Below are 17131 nucleotides of genomic sequence, written 5' to 3'. Positions count from 1 at the left end.
CGGCGCGGTGCCGACCCGCGCCCTATTACAATGTCGCATTGATTCAACCTGCGGCGGGCAAGGGATGGAAGCGCAACACAAGATCCTGATGGTGGATGACGAGCAGGACCTGGAGCAACTGGTCCGGCAGCGCATGCGCCGCGAGATCCGCTCCGGCAAGTACTCTTTCGTATTTGCCCACGACGGCGTCGAGGCGTTGGAGGTCATCGAGCAGCACGACGATATCGACCTCGTGCTTTCCGATATCAACATGCCACGCATGGACGGGCTTACCCTGCTGGAAAAACTGCCCGACGTGGATACCGACCTGCGCTCCGTGGTCATATCGGCGTACGGAGACATAAAGAACATTCGCGCCGCCATGAACCGCGGGGCTTTCGATTTCGTTACCAAGCCGATTGATTTCGACGACCTGCGAGTCACGGTGGAGCGGGGCTTGCAGCAACTGGAAATGTGGCGCGAGGCGGAGGCGTCGCGCAGCCAGTTGATGAGCCTGCAAAGCGAGCTCGACGTGGCCAACAGCATGCAGCAATCGATCCTGCCGAAGCGCTTCCCGGAGAACGAGCACTACGAACTGTTCGGCAGCATGGAGCCGGCCCGGAACGTCGGAGGCGACTTCTTCGACATTATCCGCCTGGAAGACGGGCGCATCGGCATCGCCATTGCGGACGTATCGGACAAGGGGATTCCCGCTGCCCTGTTCATGATGTCCAGCCGAACCTTGCTCAAGGGCGCCGCACTGGGCTGCGAGGATCCGGCAACGGTAGTGGCCGTGGTCAACGAGCAGTTGAACGACGGCAACGAAGCCAACATGTTCGTTACTCTCTTCTATGCGGTCTATGACCCCGCCACGGGGCGGGTGCACTACGCCAATGGCGGCCACAACCCGCCGCTGATCGTGCATCCGGACGGCAGCTCATCGCTGCTGCCGCTCACCGAGGGCGTGGCGCTGGGCGTCGTGCCTAATTTCGATTTCGGTTCCGGGCAGATTACGCTGAAGCCGGGCGAGGCCCTGTTTCTCTATACCGACGGCGTTTCCGAGGCGGAGAATGCAGACAGCGAAGAGTACGGCATGGAGCGCCTGCAGGCAGTGTTTGCCGGCTCACCGCCCGAGAGTGCGCGGGCAGCCAATGACGCGGTTTTCGCATCGGTGCGGGGGTTTGCCGGCGACCGCTCGCAATCCGACGACATTACCTGCCTCGTTCTACGGCGCACGGAGTCCAAACCGTGACAGCCACACGTGTGCTCCGGATCGGCGCCAGCCGCGAGGAGCTGCAGCGCGCCGAGCAGGAGATCGACGCCATGGCTCAGCAGCAGGGCTGGGCCGAAGAAATGCTGTTCAAAGTCAAGCTGGCGGTCGAGGAACTGGGCCTGAATATCATCGATTACGGCTACGAGGGCGACGAAGCCAGGGAGATCGAAATCCGTTTTCACCATGGCGACGCTGAACTGACGATCGAAATAATCGACGAAGCCGAAGCCTTCGACCCGCTGGTGGACCCGCCTGCTCCCGATACCTCGGCAGGCATTGAGGAGCGCAAGATCGGCGGGCTGGGCATACACCTGGTGAAGGAAATCATGGACGAGGTCAGTTACTGCCGCGAGGGGTGCCGCAACCGCCTTACGCTCAAGATGCGGCATACGGCGTGATTGCGCGCCTCAGGTGGCGGCTTTCGGCGCTCGTCGTCTTTGGCCTGACAGTTTCCGCAGCCGCCTTGGCACAGCCGCAGGCGGAGTCCGGGCGTATCCTGTTCGGCCAGTCGGCAGCGCTAAGCGGACCGGCAATGGGCTTGGGTCAGGCCATGCGCACCGGAATCGAGGCGGCATTCGCCGAAGCTAACCGTAGTGGCGGAGTACATGGCAGGCGGCTGGAACTGATCTCGCTGGACGATGGCTATGAACCCGAGGCCGCAATCGAGAATACGCGCGCACTCATCAACGAGCACCAGGTCTTTGCGCTGATCGGGGCAGTAGGAACGCCTACCGCCCGATCCTCGGTTCCGGTGGCTGCAGCCGCCGGGGTGCCCTACATCGCTCCGTTCACCGGGGCGCCCTTTCTGCGCGACGGTCAGTGGCAGAACGTGATCAACCTGCGCGCCTCCTACTACCAGGAGACCGAAGCCATGCTGGCGTTTCTGAGCGGCCAGGGACTCACCCGGGTTGCCGTCGCCTACCAGGATGACTCCTTCGGGCGCGCCGGCTTTCGCGGCGCCCAGTTGGCCCTCGAACGCCGCGGCCTGGAGCCGGTCGCCACGGCGGTGTATCCGCGCAATACGACTGCCGTAAAGACAACCCTGCTGGACGTGATCGAAGGCAATCCGCAAGCCGTGATCATTGTCGGCGCGCCGGCGCCGGTGGCAACCTTCGTGAATTGGACCACCAAGCTGGGGCTCAAGCTGGTGCGGCTGACCACGTCTTTCGCCGGCGGTAGCGCGCTACTTCGCAATCTCAGCGAGGAGAGCCTGAATGAAGCAGGACTGCTGATGACGAACGTGGTGCCGCCGCTGCTGGGCAAGGCACTGCCCGTAGTGGATCAGTACCACGCCGCGCTGCGGGAGTTTGCGCCGGAAGTGGAGCCCGGTTTAGTCTCGCTGGAAGGCTATCTGGCGGGACGCATGGCGGCGGTGGCCATGGAACTTTCCGGTCCGGAGCCACGCAGGGACCAGGTGCTGCCGACGCTGCGCGGGGCGGGTCGCATCGACATGGGCGGTTTTGTGCTGGAGTTCGGCCCCGACGACTACCAGGGATCAGACGCGGTGTACCTGACTTCGGTCGGCCCGGATGGCGAATATCTGCCGGTTGCGGGCGCGGAATCCGAGCTGTGAACGCCGACCGCGGCGCAGCCGGTGGCGGGCCTCGCAAGCGCTTGCTTGGAGTGCTCGAAAAACGCCACAAGATTTCGGTTCGCATGTACCTGGGCATTGGCGTGGCATTGCTGCTGTTCGTGGCTGCCAGTATCAACAGTTGGTTTGCCTTCAATACCGTGGCGGACACGCAACGCTTGGTTGTGGAACACAGTCTGCCGCAGATCACGGGAGCTTTTGCCGTCGCCGAGCAAAGCGGCACTCTGGTTGCGGCTGCGCCCAGATTGGCGGCAGCGGGAACCTTGCCGGAACTGGAGGAAGTGCGGGAGTCCGTGACCGGTGATCGGCGTGTTTTCGAGTCTCTGATCGACGATCTTGAGCGGCAGGCCGCCGATGACCAAAGCATTCGAAGAATGCGCAGCGGGGCAGCCGCGCTGCTGGCCAATATCGAACAGCTTGACCGCTCGGTCGAGGAAAGATTCCTGATTGCGCGCCGTACACGAGAGCTGCAGGACGAAGTGCCGGTGGTGCATGAAAGTCTGCGGCGCATATTGGGACCGGCTATCGACGATCAGTACTTCTTCACGATCACCGGATACCGCGACCTTGATTCGGAGCCCGCGGCGCGCGAACGGCATATGTCCGAGCTCGAAATGGTCCGCTACCGCCGGCTGGCCGATCTCGATGTCAACGTCGAAAACGCGGTGCAACTGCTGGACAGGGCCTTCAGCGTGACGGACCCGCAGCGTCTTGAGCCGCTGCTGGAGAGTTTCGAGTCGGCTTCCGAAGCCATCGCCCGCAACTTGGCTAGCCTGCGTGACCCGCCCGAGGAAGAAGCGCTGACGGCCGCGTTAGCGCAATTGCTGCGTCTGGGCAGCGGCGCAGAAGCCGCCTTTGCCCTGCGGCGGCAGGAACTTGAACTCGCCGCGCAGGAACGACGCTTGCTGGCCGACAACCGCAGCCTGGAAATCGAACTGAGCGCAGCGGCGGAAGGTATGGTGGATGGGGCGCGCGATAGCGCCCGGGCCTCGGCGGCCATCGCCAACGAAACCATCGATACCGGACGCACCCTGCTGCTGAGCGTTACGGCCGCCGCCATCGCGGCAGCCTTGCTGATGGGTTCGCTATTCGTGGGGGGGCTCCTGCGTCGCCTGGAGGCGCTCTCGCGGCGCATGCGGCGCATGGCGGCGGGCGATCTCAAGACCAAAGTGGACGTGAGCGGACGGGACGAAGTCGCGGACATGGCCGCCGCGCTTGAAGTGTTCCGCGAAGCGTCGCTGAAAGCGCAGCGGCTCGACCTGATGGAACGCATGGCGCAGGAGCTACGCGACAAGAACGTCGAGCTGGAGCAGGTGCTGGAGGACCTCAAGCGCGCCCAGAACCAGATCGTGATGCGGGAGAAACTCGCCGAATTGGGCGAATTGACCGCAGGCGTGGCGCATGAAATTCAGAATCCACTCAATTTCGTCAAGAATTTCTCGGAAGTGTCCGTCGAACTGCTGGACGAATTGCGCGAGGTGATCAAGGAGGGTGATGGTCAACTAAGCGCGGACGACCGCGGCTTGCTCGAAGAAATCTGCGGCGACGTCAATTCCAATCTGGAGCGCATTCAACACCACGGGCAGCGCGCCAATCGCATCGTGCGCGACATGCTCAAGATGGGCAGAGGAACAGGCGAAGCGCAGCCCACGGACATCAATTCCCTATTGGAGGAGCACGCGCGGCTTGCCTACCACAGCGCGCGCGCTGCCGACCAGAAATTCAACCTGAGCATCAAGGAGGACTTGAGCAGCGATGTCAAGGAAATGAATGTCGTTTCGCAGGAGTTGGGCCGGGTATTCCTCAATATCGTGACCAATGCCTGTCATGCGACCCACGACCGCAGGCAGCGGGAAAACGCCGACGGCAACGATTCGGCCTACGAGCCGTGTCTTTGGCTGAAAACCCGCCGGACTCCGGAGGCTGTCGAGATCGCGATACGCGACAATGGCGGAGGCATTCCGGACGACATCCTGGGCAAGATATTCAATCCGTTCTTCACCACCAAGCCGACAGATCAGGGCACTGGCTTGGGCTTGGCGCTATCCAACGACATCGTACGCCAGCACGGCGGCGAAATTGCCGTGGACACAGAAGCCGGGCAGACGACAGAAATAACCGTGCGGCTTCCGTTGTCGCTGGAAGTCGAAGCCGGCGCCTGACCGCGCCGCGACCGGAGCGGCCCCTAGCTCAATGTAGCCAGCGCATCCTCCTTGCTGGCATGGATTTCGATGATCTTGTCGAAACCGCTCATCTTGAACACTTCGCCGATTGAACTCGATAAAGCGCACAGCATGAACTTGGCGTCGCGCTGCCAAAGCGCCTTGGCAATCATGAGGACGGCCCTCAAGCCCGCGCTGCTAATGTAGTTCAAGCCGCTCAAATCCACGATGACCGCAGAATCGTCGCCGCTGATTGCACCGGTAAGCGTCTGATGAAAATCCTGCGCGTTGAAACCGTCGATGCGCCCCGAAGGTGCGGCTATCAGCGTACCGTTGTTGCGCTCAATCGGGATATCCATTCTTCTTGCTCCAAAAACCAGCCCGTGCAGACATCCGACTCGCGGATGCCCACTGCATATCCGCCGTGCCGCTAATCGTTGTCCGGCATCAGCACGAACTCGGGATAGGCCTCAATGCCCAACTCGGCAGTATCCTGTCCCAGTTCCTCCACCGTTTGCGACACCCGAGCCCCGATCACTTTCGCAATCGCCGTCCATGCCAGCCACGAAAAACCGAACACGAACGCGCCAACGGCAGCAACACCGAGCAATTGTACTCCGAAGCTGTAGCCGCCAGCAATGCAGACCGCCAGCGTTCCCCATACGCCTGCCACCAAGTGCGCCGGCACCGCGCCCACCACGTCATCAATGTGCAAGTATTCGAACAATTTCATGCCGGTGGCGCAAAGCGCGCCACCCACGGCGCCGATAAGCAGCGCCACCCAGTGCGGCAGGACATCGGGCCCGGCCGTAATCGAAACGAGCCCGGCAATCGCGCCGTTCAGCACGGCCATCAGATCCACCCGCTTGAACAGCGGGCGAGATACGGTCAGTGCCGCCAATACGCCGCCGGCGGCGGCCAGGTTGGTGTTCACGAGTACTACACTCATTCCCACAGCGTTCTCGACGCCTCCCAAGGCCAGTTGCGAACCGCCGTTGAATCCGAACCACCCCAGCCAAAGAATGAACACGCCCAGCGTCACAACCGGCACGTTGGACGGCGGGGTGATCTTGGTGCTGCCGTCGGCGCGAAACTTGCCCAGCCGCGGACCGACAACCAAGGCGCCGGCCAGCGCCGCCCAACCACCGGTGGAATGGACGATCGTGGAACCCGCAAAGTCGCTGAAGCCCAGTTCGCTGAGCCAGCCGCCGCCCCAGGTCCAAGCCCCGACGATCGGGTAGATGACCGCAGTCAGTAAGGCCGTGAACAGGAAAAAAGACCAAAGCTTGACCCTTTCCGCCAGCGCGCCGGAAACGATGGAGGCCGTGGTGGCCACGAACACCATCTGGAAGAACCAATCCGACATCACCGAATAGCCATTCCCCGCAACAGCCTCGGCGGCGGCCGCAATGGCCGCCTCGCCCGCGTCCGAACCCACTGCCTCCAGCAAGGCGCGCTCTGCATCCGAAGGGCCGTAGCCGAACGTGAATGTGCCCACAAAACTGCCGACATCCACGTACATCAGGTTGTAGCCCACGAGGTAGAAGGTGATCCCGGCAATCGAGTAGAGGCCGATATTCTTCATGCAGATCACGGATGCATTCTTGGTGCGCACCGATCCCGATTCCAGCATCGTGAACCCGGCGCACATCCACATGATCAACGCTCCCCAGACCAGAAAAGCGAAGGTGTTCAGCACAAAGTCAAGTTGTGCATCTGTGGCGGCCCGGGCCACCGGGGCCAGAAATACCATGCCGGCCAGCCCGGCCACACCCAGCCACATCCAGGCCTGGCGCCAGGAACTCTTGCGTGTCGTCATGGAATCGTTCTCCCAGGAAATGCGCTTGCCGCGCTCATTTCAGGCATGCTTGCGCGCCGGCTCGGCTGCCATTAAGGCACTCCGTGGCCGCAATTCTCAAAATCCGGCCGACACGCTCAGCACGATGCGGGAGTCGCAAGCATCCGTGCAGGCCGGCGCGTCGGTATCGTGGTAGCGCAGGTCCAGCGCCAGCGCGGAAAAGCTGTAGCTCAATCCGAGGTTCCAGTCCAGGTAATCCTCCCCGAACTCGGGCGTGACCTGCGAAAAGCCTACGTTGGCATCCACACTCCATGCATCCGACAACGCCCGCGCCAATCCGCCCGTGACATACCAGCCATTGCCGGTGCCGCCAAAGTTATCGGGAGTGAAATGCAAGGCAGCGGACAGTGACGCGGCCTCGAAGTCATGTCCCAGGCTGGCGTAGGCTTCAATGAAACCGTAGTCCGATTCGCTACCGGCTCCCGGATAGGCGTAATAGATCAATCCCGCGCCATAGCTCGTATTGTTCACCTGCCAGGAATAACCGCCGTAGATGTCCAGTTCCAGCGAGGCGTCATCGCCGGGACCGAAATCCAGATTCGACCCCCAGACACCGATGCTCCAGCCGCTTTCGCCTTCCCAGTCCAAGCCGCCTTGCACAGCGAGGTCCTCCGAGGTTTGCGTGTAACCGCGAAAAACATAGTCGCTTGTGAGCGTGACGTTGGCGGAAAGTGGGACGGTCTCCTGCCCGTCGGCGGCAAGCGGCATGGTCACAAGCACAGTAACAACTGCTACGGCAACGACCTCCCTTGCAAACGCCATTTACCCCTCCCCCAACGGGCAAACTTGACTTAGCATCATACATAAGTCGGCTTCCGTTGTCCTGCGAAGCCAAACTTGGCGCCGCGCAAAGGCGATTCGCCGTGCTTATCCGCCGATGTAGTACATCTCCACCTTGCCGCCGACCGTCTTCCGTGGCGGCAGCGAAGCACGCAGCTCGCTGTAGCGGTCTCGCCGCGCGGTCCAACGCTCGCGTATCAACTGCAGCAGCGTGGCGTCACTGGCCCCAGCGCGCAGCGGACCGCGCAGGTCGAGTCCTTCGGTCGCAAACAGGCAGGTAAACAAGCGGCCGTCCGATGACAGCCGGGCCCGGTTGCAGGTGCCGCAGAAGGGTTGCGTAACCGAGGTGATGAATCCCAACTCGCCCTGCCCGTCGGCGAATGCATAGCGCCGGGCGACCTCGCCGGGGTAATTGGCGTCCAGCGCGCGCAGCGGCCAAGTGCTCTGAATGCGCTTGAGCAGTTCCGCTGCCGGCACGGTCTGCGAAGCGTTCCAGTTGTTTATCGTGCCCACATCCATGTATTCGATCAGCCGCAGGATCATTCCGCTGCCGCGAAAATGTTCTACCAGATCGAGAACATGGTCATCGTTCACGCCGCGTTGAATCACTGCATTGATCTTGATCGGCTCCAGCCCGGCAGCGCGCGCTTCGGCTATGCCGTCGAGCACCGACTGCAAGCGTCCCCGGCCGCCGCTCATGCGCCGAAACAGCTCTTCATCAACGGCATCCAGGCTCACGGTTACACGATCCAGTCCTGCCGCGGCGAGCTGGGCCGCCTGTTGCGCCAGGAGCACGCCATTGGTAGTGAGCGCGATGTCGTCTATGCCCTTCAGGCGAGAAAGATCACCAACCAGGTCCGCCAGCCCAGCCCGCAACAGCGGCTCGCCCCCGGTAATGCGCAGCTTGCTCACGCCCAAGCCGGCGAACAGGTTCGCAAGCCGCAGGATTTCGGCAAATGACAGCCGCTGCTCACTGGAGATGAAACGAAACTTGCGGTCGTAGATGTCTTCCGGCATGCAGTAGGGGCAGCGAAAGTTGCATCGGTCCATGACGGACACGCGCAGGTCGCGCAATGGGCGCTCGAAGGCATCGCGCATTCCGCCCTGCAAGGCGGCGAGATTCGGCTCGCTGTTCTTGGTATCCGGCATGTTCGTATCCTATCGCACTAGGGATCCTCGCTGAACGCGGGAACGGACTATACTCCCGGCGTCAGCCGAGCCGATCATGGCTTCTTTACGATGACCTTCCCAATCCCATGCGCGTGGTAGCGATTTCCGAACCCGGGGGTCCGGAAGTCCTGCGCATCGAAGAGCGCCCCAAGCCGGTTCCCTCTTCCGGCCAAGTACTGATCCGAGTTAAAGCCGCCGGCGTCAACCGCCCGGATTGCATGCAGCGGCAAGGGCATTACCCGCCTCCACCTGGAGCGCCCGACTGGCCGGGCCTGGAGGTGTCGGGAATTATCGAATCCGTGGGTTCGGATGTGGATGGCCTTGCCGCCGGCCAGCGGGTGTGCGCACTGGTGGCCGGCGGGGGTTATGCGGAATATTGCCTTGCCTACGCGGCGCATTGTCTGCCGGTACCCGATTCCGTGTCGCTGACGGAAGCCGCAGCCATACCGGAAACGTGGTTCACCGTATGGACCAACCTGATCGATTCGGGCCGGCTTGCAGCGGGCAACACGCTGCTCGTCCACGGCGGCGCGAGCGGAATCGGATGCGCAGCCATTCAGATCGGCCGAGCTTTGGGAACACGTGTATTCGTAACTGCCGGCAGTGAGGAGAAAGTGCGCTTCTGCCGCCAGCTCGGAGCCTGGAGCGGCGCATGCCGACGGACCGAAAACTGGCCGGAGGCGTTCATGGAGGCTTGCGACGGCAAAGGCGCGGACGTGATCCTCTGCATGGTCGGAGGGCCCTACCTGCGCGATAACCTGCGTTGCCTGAGCCCGGGCGGGCGGCTGGTGCTGATCGCAGCTTTGGGCGGCCCCAAGACTGAACTGGACCTGCGCCGAATCATGATGGCGCGGCTGTCGATCACGGGTTCCACGCTGCGCCCGCGCAGCATCGAAGACAAGGCGGATATTGCGCGGGCCGTGCAGGCCAACCTGTGGCCACTGCTCGAAGACGGCAGCCTGCGTCCGGTCATCCAACGCTGCTTTCCGCTGGAGAAAGCACATGAGGCGCATACCATGATGGAAGCCAACCTTACTCAGGGCAAGCTGATCCTCAGCGTCGATTAAGGTCCCCTGCGGCTTGGCGCAATGTGCGCATCAGGCGCGCGGATGGTGCCGGCGGTGCAGGTCGCGCAGCCTCTTGCGCGCAACCTGGGTGTAGATCTGCGTGGTCGAAAGGCTGCTGTGTCCCAGCAGCATCTGCACGGCGCGCAAGTCCGCGCCATGATCGAGCAGATGAGTGGCGAAAGCGTGGCGCAGGCGGTGCGGAGAAAGAGGCTCGCGTATTCCTGCTACCGCGCCGTACTTGCGCAGGCGCTGCCAGAACGCCTGGCGCGTCATGGGCTTGCCCCTGCGGGTCGGGAATAGGGCCTCGCTGTTGCGCGCGCCCAGTATTTCCGCCCGCGCGCCGCTCAAGTAGTCACGCACCCAGTGCGCCGCCTCTTCGCCCAACGGCACAAGCCGCTCCTTTGCGCCTTTGCCGCGCACCCGCAACACGCCGTTGGACAGGTTGATTTGTGTCAGGTTCAGGCTGATCAGTTCGCTGACCCGCAAGCCGGTGGCGTAGAGCACTTCCATCATGCAGCGGTCGCGCGCGCCCAGCGGATCGTCCAGCGACGGCGCATCCAATAACGCTTCCACTTCGCTTTCGGCCAGGCTATGCGGCAGCGGCCGGCCGAGCCGCGGGCTCGGTATACGCGCCGACGGATCCTGGTCGATCAGACCCTCCCGCAGCAGGTAGCCATAGAAGCGCCGCGCGGCAGACAGGTGCCGGGAGATCGTGCGCGCGTGGATGCCGCCCGCCGCCCGCTCGCTCACGAAATCCAGCAGGTCGGTGCGGCGCGCTTGGTCCAGGCGCTTACCCCGTTTGCTCAGCCATTTCTCGAGTAACCCAAGGTCGGAGCCATAGGCGCTCAGCGTATTCCGGGACAGCCCTCGCTCCAGCCAGACGGCGTCCATGAATTGATCAATCAATGCCGAGTTGGCCATAGAATTTCCGCGCCATGACACGCCTGCAAACAGCGCTCTATACGCTTTGGGGCTGGACCGTATTCTGCTGCATTGCGCTGAGCGCTGCGCTCGCGATACTGGTGCTTCCCGGCGAGCAGCGCTGCCGGCGCTGCGCCCGGGCGGCGTCGCGGCTCATCTTCCGGCTTGGCGGCGCACGGCCGGAGGTAACCGGGCTTCAGCACTTGCCGAAAGAACCTTGCGTGGTGGCCGCCAATCATGCCAGTTTCGCCGACGGCGTACTGCTCTGCGCCGTACTCCCGATCCACTTCCGGCTGGTCATCAAGCGCGAAATGCGCCATGCGCCGCTGGCGGGCGTGGTGCTCAGCCGCATCGGCTCCGTATTCGTGGATCGCGAGCAAGGCGCCGCGCGGATTGCCGACATAAGAGCGATACTCAAGACCGCCCGCACCGGGCAATCGCTGGCTATCTTCCCGGAAGGCACGTTCAGGCCCCAGCCGGGCTTGCTGCCTTTTCGCTCCGGCGCCTTCGCCGCGGCGGTGGCAGGCAAGCTCCCCGTGACGCCGATGGCCATCAGCGGCTGCCGGCGCCTGCTGCCATCCGGCTCCTGGCTGTTCACACCCTCGCGCATACAGGTGCGCTTTCTGCCCCCGCTGACCGCCGAAAGCGGCGTGAGCCGCGCACGGCAGGCGCAACTGCTGTCGGAAGCGTGCCGGGCGGCTCTGGCAAAAGCGCTCGGCGAGCAATAAAGCCAATCGGAATGCGCGCGGCGCGAACCGGCGCCATATGCGGCTCAGCCTGTTTCGCCGCTGCGATCCCTGACGTAGCCGATCCAGGCATTGGCGTTGCGGCGAACGTTGTCGTTGCCGTTACGCTTGGCGCTCTCGAACGCGTCTATTGCTTCGCTGAAGCGGCCCAGTTCAGCCAACGCCACGCCTAGCAGCACCCAGACATCGCCGGGCCGCTCCAGACCGCCTTTTTCCAGCGCCAGGCGGCAGGATTCCGCGACGCCCTCCCAATCGCCACTTTCGTTGAGCAGCATCGCCTTGCGGTGATAGTACTCGCCGTCTTCGGACTGCTGCGCCAGCTTGTTGATGGCCTCCACCGCGTGTTCCATTTCGCGGGCCATGGTCCAGGAATTCATGAGAACACGCAGATTATCGGGATTTTCTTCGACATAGCCGCGCTGCATCGCCTCGTCCAGGATCATCCCGGCGCGGGCGGGGTTCTCGAGAAACAAGTTCAGCCGAACCAGGTTGAGAATATCGGTCTCGTCCACCAGCAAGCCACGAAACCAGGGGATGGTAAGCGCTGCCAGCGCGCCTTCGTCGTTCTCGGTCTGCATGTAGAGGCTGGACAGCACGACGTAGTAGCGCAGCGTTTCGGGCCAGATGCCGATATTCTCCGTGAGCAAAGCAATGGCTTCGGGAAACTGCCCCAATTCCACGTGGATGGCGAGCTGCAGATTGCGCCAGTTTTCGTTGGGTTCCGCCGAAAGCTGATTGGCCCGCACCACGTATGGCAGCGCCTCGCGCATCATTTCGCGCTGCGCGAAATTGGCGCCCATCAGAATATAGGCGTCCGGAATCGGGTCGGCCTGAAAGCGGAACCAGCGCATCAGCGTCTCGTTGGATTGTTCGAAGCGATCCTGGCTCGCGTAGTAGCCGGCCATGGAATACACGATTCCCTGCTGCACGGGCGTGGGCAGCGCGTCCAGCTCCAGGCACTTGCCGAAGGCTTCGAAGGCTTCGTCTTCGCGGCCCAACTGTGAGTAGATAAAGCCATACGTCTGGAAGAGCTGGGCGCCCTCGTAGTCGCTGAGGCGGTCGGCGCGGATTCGGTCCAGCAACTCCAGCGCCTCGGCGAGCTGGTCCTCGTTGAGCGCCTCGTGAGCGCGCGAAAGGCGCCGGTAGAAGCTCTCGCTCATTGATGTGGCCGGCTCTTCCCGCTCTTCGGCCACCCGGTCCAGGCGTAACGGGTGCCATGCCGGAAGCGTAGTGTCCTCGGCTTGCGCACCGGCCGCCGGCGCCAACAGCGCCGCCGCAAGCAAGGCGGTCAGCCGGCGCGCCATTCAGTCCTCCAGATCGAAAACAATCGTAGTGGCGGCCCAGCGCTCCACTGCAGTGCCGTTAACCACGCGCGGCTTGAATTTCCAGCGGCGCACCGCGCGCGTGGCGTTGCGTACGAACACGCGTCCCGGAGCGGCTTCAACGACTTCAGTATCGATTACGCTGCCGTCGACTCCGATAAGCACCCGAAATCGGACGTAGCCCTCCGTGCCGTCCATGAGCGCTTCGCGCGGATACTGCGGGTCGATGCGCACGATAGGAATGGCTTCCCCTTCGGCCGCTGGGTCGCCAGGCTCCCATTTGCCGATGAAAGGGCCGCCCCCTGCGGCTCCCGAGATGTCGATATCCGGCAGGTCGATACGCATCCGGTTCTGCTGCGGCTTGGGCTCTTCGGACACGGTCAGCTTGGGCGGCGGCGGCGGATCTTTGGGCGGCGGCGGTTTCTTGGGGCGGACGCGCCGCTTGGTTTGCACCACCTCTTCTTCCTGAATCCGTATCAGGTCCACGATCTGCCCGGCGCTGGCGGTGCCTTGCTGGCCCCTGCCCCCGCTTATCAGCAGGTTCATGAACAGGAACAGGAGCAGCGCGACCAGCACGCCCGCGCCGGTCGACAGCGCCATGCGCAGCGGCGAATTCATGGGCCTCACAGCCCCTGCCCGCCTTCTGCCGCCAGCGCAATGCTGGTTATGCCCGCGGCCCGGACCTGATCCATCAAGTCAATCACGGTGCCTGTGGACGCTCTCACGTCGGCCACGATAATGACGCTGCTCTCGGGGTTCTCGGCGCGCGCCGCCTCGACGAGCGGGCGAACGCCCTGCAATTCCACCCGGTTCTTGTTCATCCAGATTTGGTCGGAATTCGATACCGCAATCATGATATTACCCCGCTCCTTGGTGGCGGCGGTATCGGCGTACGGGCGCAACGGATTGATGCCGGGCTCCTTCACGAAGGAAGTGGTTACGATGAAGAATATCAACATGATGAAGACGATGTCGAGCATCGGCGTGATGTTGATCTCGCCTTCGTCTTCCTGCTTGCGTCTGCGAATTTGCGGCATTTCCCCAGTACCCTAGCGCGCCGCAGCCGCGAGCGAAACTTTTTCGGCGCCGGCTACCCTGGCCTGATCCACAACCAAGACGAGCAAGCCGGAATCCGCGTTTCGGTCGGCAATCACCACCACGGTGGCGTTGGGCTTGGCAGCCAGCGCGGACACGATGTTGGCGCGCACCGCTCCCATGCTCACCACCAGCCGGTCCTCGACGAATATCTGGCCGTCGGCATCAAGACGCACCGGGATCACCTCGGAGCGTTTCTGCTCCTTCACCGGCGCGTTGGAAGGGCGGTCGAGATCGACGCCCAACTCCTTGACGAAGGAGGTAGTTACGATAAAGAAGATCAGCATGATGAACACGATGTCCAGCATCGGCGTGATGTTGATTGCGGCCTCCTCTGCGGACCGCTTGCGGCGCTTGCGTTCGATCATTGGCCTGCTTGCGGCGCTTGCTCAAAGCGCATTTGCAGTGCATCTTCGAGCTCGTCCATCTTGGTCTTGGCGCGCTGCTTGAGCCACGCCGACAGATACAGCCCGGAGAGCGCCGCCACAAGTCCCGACATGGTGGGGATCGTCGCTTGCGATACGCCGCCGGCCATCAGGCGTGCATTGCCGGTGCCGAACACTGTCATGATCTCGAAAACCTGCACCATGCCCCACACGGTACCCAGCAACCCCAGCAGCGGCAGTGCCTGAATGAGGGTCTGGATCAGCGCCAGATTGCGGCGCGCGCTCACGCCTACTTCCGAGAGGATGAGACGGCGCAGCTTGATGGAAAGCCAGGAGCCGTCGCGCCGGCCGCTTTCCCAAACCTCGCGCGCCTTATGCATCTCGCCTGGCAGGATTCCGAAAAAATACCAGAGCCGTTCCACGATCAGGGTCCACATCACGATGGTCGTGGCCAGGATGCCGTAGAGCACCGGGCCGCCCAGCTCGAAAAAGCTGCGGATCAAAACCCAGGCTTCCGTCAGGAACATAGCGGCGTAAGCGGCCAGTAAATGCCCAGGCAGCCGCCTACGCTGGCGCGACTGTCTCTTCTTCGGCCCGGCGCGCGATCAGACCGGCGCTCTGCTCTTCGAGAATCTCGACCAAGCCCTGACTGGAGCTGGACACCACGCTATGCAGGAGCACCAGCGGTATCGCCACTATCAATCCCAGCACCGTGGTGATCAGTGCCTGAGAGATTCCGCCGGCCATCAGCTTGGGGTCGCCGGTGCCGAACAGTGTGAGCTGCTGGAAGGTAATGATCATGCCTACCACCGTGCCCAGCAGTCCGAGCAGCGGGGCCACCGCTGCAAACACCTTCAATATGTTCTGGTAGCGCTCGAGAATCGGCGATTCGCGCATGATCGCCTCGTCCAGCTTGAGCGCCAGCGCCTCCAGGTTGCCTGTCTGGTGCTGCTCATAGACCGCCATGATGCGGCCGAGCGCATTGTCCCCATTGGCGCGCGAATTCTGCAGTTGCGCCCGTATGCGGCGCCCCGCCCCCTGCAGAAAGACCAGCCGCCACACCGCGATCAGCAGCCCGATCACGCCCATGCCGATAATCGTGTAGCCGACATAACCGCCCTGCTGAATCCGCTCGCCGAGTCCCGGCGCCTGGATCAGCAAGCTGAGGAGCTGGCCGCGGGAAGGGTCGACCGCCATGTCCACCACACCTGACGTGGCCGCGTCCAGGTCCTCGGCCATGGCGAGAAAACGCCCGGCCGGCTGGCGCGGAAGGATCCGCAAGGTTCCGCTGGCAAGATCGCGGGTCAGAAACTTCCCGTCGTGCACCAGATTGAAGGCGCCTACGCGAATGACTTCTCCTACCGATGTCTGCCCCGAGGGATCGGTGATCTCGGCATTGAAGCGCACCACCTGTCCGGATTCGGCCATCTCCTCCAGCAGCAGCAGTTGCAGCCCGCGCAGATCTTCCAGGCTCGGCAACTCGTCGGTCTGCATCATGTCGTCAATCCTTTCGGTACGGTCGGGGTACTGGGCCGAGGCCAGGGAAGTCACTACTTCGCCGAAGGTATTTCCGGCCACATCACGCACCACGCCGAACAACTCGCCGAAGTTGCCGATCCGGATTCGCAGCCTTTCCTCCAGGTCCGCCAGACTGGTTTCATTGCGCTCGAAGCGCTGGTTGAGTGTCTCGCCACGGCGATTCTCGGCCGCCAGGTCCCGAGAAACCTCTTCGAGCATGCGCTGGCGCTCGTTTCGCGCCCGCCGAAATTGCTCCACGCGCTCCCGGTTCATGCGCGAGCCTTCGCGTGCTTCCACGCGCACCAGCTCAAGAAGCTCGAGCACCGTGCTCGCCGGCTGCTCGGATGCGGCAGGCTGCGGATCTTCCTGGGCCAGCGCCGAACTTAGGGTCAGCGCCGCAAGTGCCGCCAGCGGGGCCAGCCGGCTCATGTGCTCTCTCCACGCGGGGCAGCGATCGGTAGCGTAAGAATGTCCGGCGGCGCCAGTCTTCGGGCCACCCGTATACCGAGCGTCAAAGGCCCGCGGTAGCCGCTATCGAGCTCGCGCCACTGCCGCTGCTGTGTGTCCCAGTAGCCCATCTCCTCGCGGTCGGGCGTCTGATAGGCCAGCAGCACGCGGCCGACGCGCAGGAAATCGACTTGCCGCTTAACTCCGCCGATTTCCAATTCACCGGAATATGCTTCGATGTTGCGTCCAATGGAAGCTTCTTCCTGGAAAACGCCCATAACGTTGCGGTACTTTTCCGCGATGCTGATATCGGCCCGGTCCATCAGGTCGCGCAGTAAGGTGACACGGCTGCGCCGCGGCTCGATCTGAAAGGGCATATCGAGCTCGATAAACCGTTCCAGGTCGTTGATCATGTCCATCAGCAGCGGCACGATGCCCTGCTCCAGACTGCCGAATTCGTCGATCTGGCGCGTCAGCGATGTCTTTTCGCGCTCCTGATCATCGACGGTGCGCTGCAGATTATCGTTGTAGCGCCGCACGCGGTCGAGTTCCTGCAAGCGCACCCGATATTCGCCTATCGCCTCCTGGGTTTCGTCCGCAAGATCGTTTATTTCGCTCTGCGCCCGCCGATCGGCGGCCGTAGCGTCCTGTTGCAGCGCCAGCATTTCGCTGACGCGCTGATCCGCGGCCGGGGCTGGCGCCCATAGCGCAAACCCCAATGCCAGCAAAGCGATTGAAGGTGCTCTTAAAGTCCTGATACCGAGTCGCTTCATGGTCCCCTGCCTACCTTTTTGCCAGGCGCCAAAATAACATAAA

Annotated in this window: 18 protein-coding genes; 6 read left to right on the top strand and 12 right to left on the bottom strand. The window is 62.8% G+C overall.

Translation table 11 applies throughout. The annotated features are described in order from the left end of the window. The first annotated feature begins 64 nt into the window (after positions 1–64). The 4 genes from ACWCOO_RS05550 to ACWCOO_RS05535 are packed head-to-tail and all read left to right on the top strand — an operon-like array spanning position 65 to position 5005. Entirely contained in the window at positions 65–1231 is a 1167-nt protein-coding gene (locus ACWCOO_RS05550) for a PP2C family protein-serine/threonine phosphatase (protein WP_446831956.1), read from the top strand. After that, positions 1228–1650 (top strand): ATP-binding protein, encoded by a 423-nt coding sequence (locus tag ACWCOO_RS05545; RefSeq protein WP_446831955.1) that lies wholly within the window; start codon positions 1228–1230, stop codon positions 1648–1650. The genes ACWCOO_RS05550 and ACWCOO_RS05545 overlap by 4 nt, the downstream gene beginning before the upstream one ends. Then, the gene (locus ACWCOO_RS05540) at positions 1647–2825 is read left to right on the top strand and encodes an ABC transporter substrate-binding protein (protein WP_446831954.1); all 1179 of its coding nucleotides are present in this window, start codon (positions 1647–1649) and stop codon (positions 2823–2825) included. The genes ACWCOO_RS05545 and ACWCOO_RS05540 overlap by 4 nt, the downstream gene beginning before the upstream one ends. Beyond that, positions 2822–5005 (top strand): ATP-binding protein, encoded by a 2184-nt coding sequence (locus ACWCOO_RS05535; protein ID WP_446831953.1) that lies wholly within the window; start codon positions 2822–2824, stop codon positions 5003–5005. The genes ACWCOO_RS05540 and ACWCOO_RS05535 overlap by 4 nt, the downstream gene beginning before the upstream one ends. A gap of 23 nt (positions 5006–5028) precedes the next feature. Here ACWCOO_RS05535 and ACWCOO_RS05530 read toward each other — a convergent pair whose 3' ends face one another. From ACWCOO_RS05530 to moaA, 4 genes are all read right to left on the bottom strand, one after another. After that, the gene (locus tag ACWCOO_RS05530; RefSeq protein ID WP_446831952.1) at positions 5029–5364 is read right to left on the bottom strand and encodes an STAS domain-containing protein; all 336 of its coding nucleotides are present in this window, start codon (positions 5362–5364) and stop codon (positions 5029–5031) included. 71 nt (positions 5365–5435) lie between these two features. Then, entirely contained in the window at positions 5436–6824 is a 1389-nt protein-coding gene (locus ACWCOO_RS05525) for an ammonium transporter (RefSeq protein ID WP_446831951.1), read from the bottom strand. A gap of 96 nt (positions 6825–6920) precedes the next feature. Further along, a complete protein-coding gene (locus ACWCOO_RS05520; RefSeq protein WP_446831950.1) occupies positions 6921–7625 on the bottom strand; it encodes a TorF family putative porin in 705 nt (234 codons plus the stop codon). Between the two features lie 105 nt (positions 7626–7730). Then, positions 7731–8792, bottom strand: coding sequence for a GTP 3',8-cyclase MoaA (moaA, locus tag ACWCOO_RS05515; protein WP_446831949.1), 1062 nt, complete (start codon positions 8790–8792; stop codon positions 7731–7733). 107 nt (positions 8793–8899) lie between these two features. On the opposite strand from moaA, the gene ACWCOO_RS05510 reads away from it, so the two are divergent. After that, on the top strand, positions 8900–9880 hold the full coding sequence (locus tag ACWCOO_RS05510; RefSeq protein ID WP_446831948.1) for an NAD(P)H-quinone oxidoreductase: 981 nt from the start codon (positions 8900–8902) through the stop codon (positions 9878–9880). A gap of 30 nt (positions 9881–9910) precedes the next feature. On the opposite strand, the gene xerD is transcribed toward ACWCOO_RS05510, so the two are convergent. After that, positions 9911–10801: a site-specific tyrosine recombinase XerD gene (gene xerD / locus ACWCOO_RS05505; protein ID WP_446831947.1), complete on the bottom strand. Its 891-nt coding sequence runs from the start codon at positions 10799–10801 to the stop codon at positions 9911–9913. 14 nt (positions 10802–10815) lie between these two features. On the opposite strand from xerD, the gene ACWCOO_RS05500 reads away from it, so the two are divergent. Beyond that, positions 10816–11529, top strand: a complete 714-nt coding sequence (locus ACWCOO_RS05500) for a lysophospholipid acyltransferase family protein (RefSeq protein WP_446831946.1) — start codon at positions 10816–10818, stop codon at positions 11527–11529. Positions 11530–11573: 44 nt separating this feature from the next. Here ACWCOO_RS05500 and ACWCOO_RS05495 read toward each other — a convergent pair whose 3' ends face one another. From ACWCOO_RS05495 to ACWCOO_RS05465, 7 genes are read right to left on the bottom strand one after another with little or no spacing between them, the layout of a single operon-like run. After that, entirely contained in the window at positions 11574–12851 is a 1278-nt protein-coding gene (locus tag ACWCOO_RS05495) for a hypothetical protein (RefSeq protein ID WP_446831945.1), read from the bottom strand. Continuing rightward, the gene (locus tag ACWCOO_RS05490) at positions 12852–13487 is read right to left on the bottom strand and encodes an energy transducer TonB (protein ID WP_446831944.1); all 636 of its coding nucleotides are present in this window, start codon (positions 13485–13487) and stop codon (positions 12852–12854) included. A 5-nt stretch (positions 13488–13492) separates the two neighbouring features. Beyond that, on the bottom strand, positions 13493–13906 hold the full coding sequence (locus ACWCOO_RS05485; RefSeq protein ID WP_446831943.1) for an ExbD/TolR family protein: 414 nt from the start codon (positions 13904–13906) through the stop codon (positions 13493–13495). A 12-nt stretch (positions 13907–13918) separates the two neighbouring features. After that, positions 13919–14332, bottom strand: a complete 414-nt coding sequence (locus ACWCOO_RS05480; RefSeq protein ID WP_446831942.1) for an ExbD/TolR family protein — start codon at positions 14330–14332, stop codon at positions 13919–13921. Beyond that, positions 14329–14877: a MotA/TolQ/ExbB proton channel family protein gene (locus ACWCOO_RS05475; RefSeq protein ID WP_446831941.1), complete on the bottom strand. Its 549-nt coding sequence runs from the start codon at positions 14875–14877 to the stop codon at positions 14329–14331. Before ACWCOO_RS05475 ends, ACWCOO_RS05480 begins: the two co-directional genes overlap by 4 nt. Positions 14878–14914: 37 nt before the next feature. Further along, positions 14915–16297, bottom strand: a complete 1383-nt coding sequence (locus tag ACWCOO_RS05470) for a MotA/TolQ/ExbB proton channel family protein (RefSeq protein ID WP_446831940.1) — start codon at positions 16295–16297, stop codon at positions 14915–14917. Then, positions 16294–17088, bottom strand: coding sequence for a DUF3450 domain-containing protein (locus ACWCOO_RS05465; protein WP_446831939.1), 795 nt, complete (start codon positions 17086–17088; stop codon positions 16294–16296). Before ACWCOO_RS05465 ends, ACWCOO_RS05470 begins: the two co-directional genes overlap by 4 nt. Positions 17089–17131 lie beyond the last annotated feature (43 nt).

It is taken from the genome of Candidatus Foliamicus sp. (assembly GCF_965221325.1).
Lineage (GTDB): Bacteria > Pseudomonadota > Gammaproteobacteria > Steroidobacterales > Foliamicaceae > Foliamicus.
The sequence above is the reverse complement of the archived record's forward strand: the minus strand, read 5'-3'. Positions and strand labels throughout refer to the sequence as shown.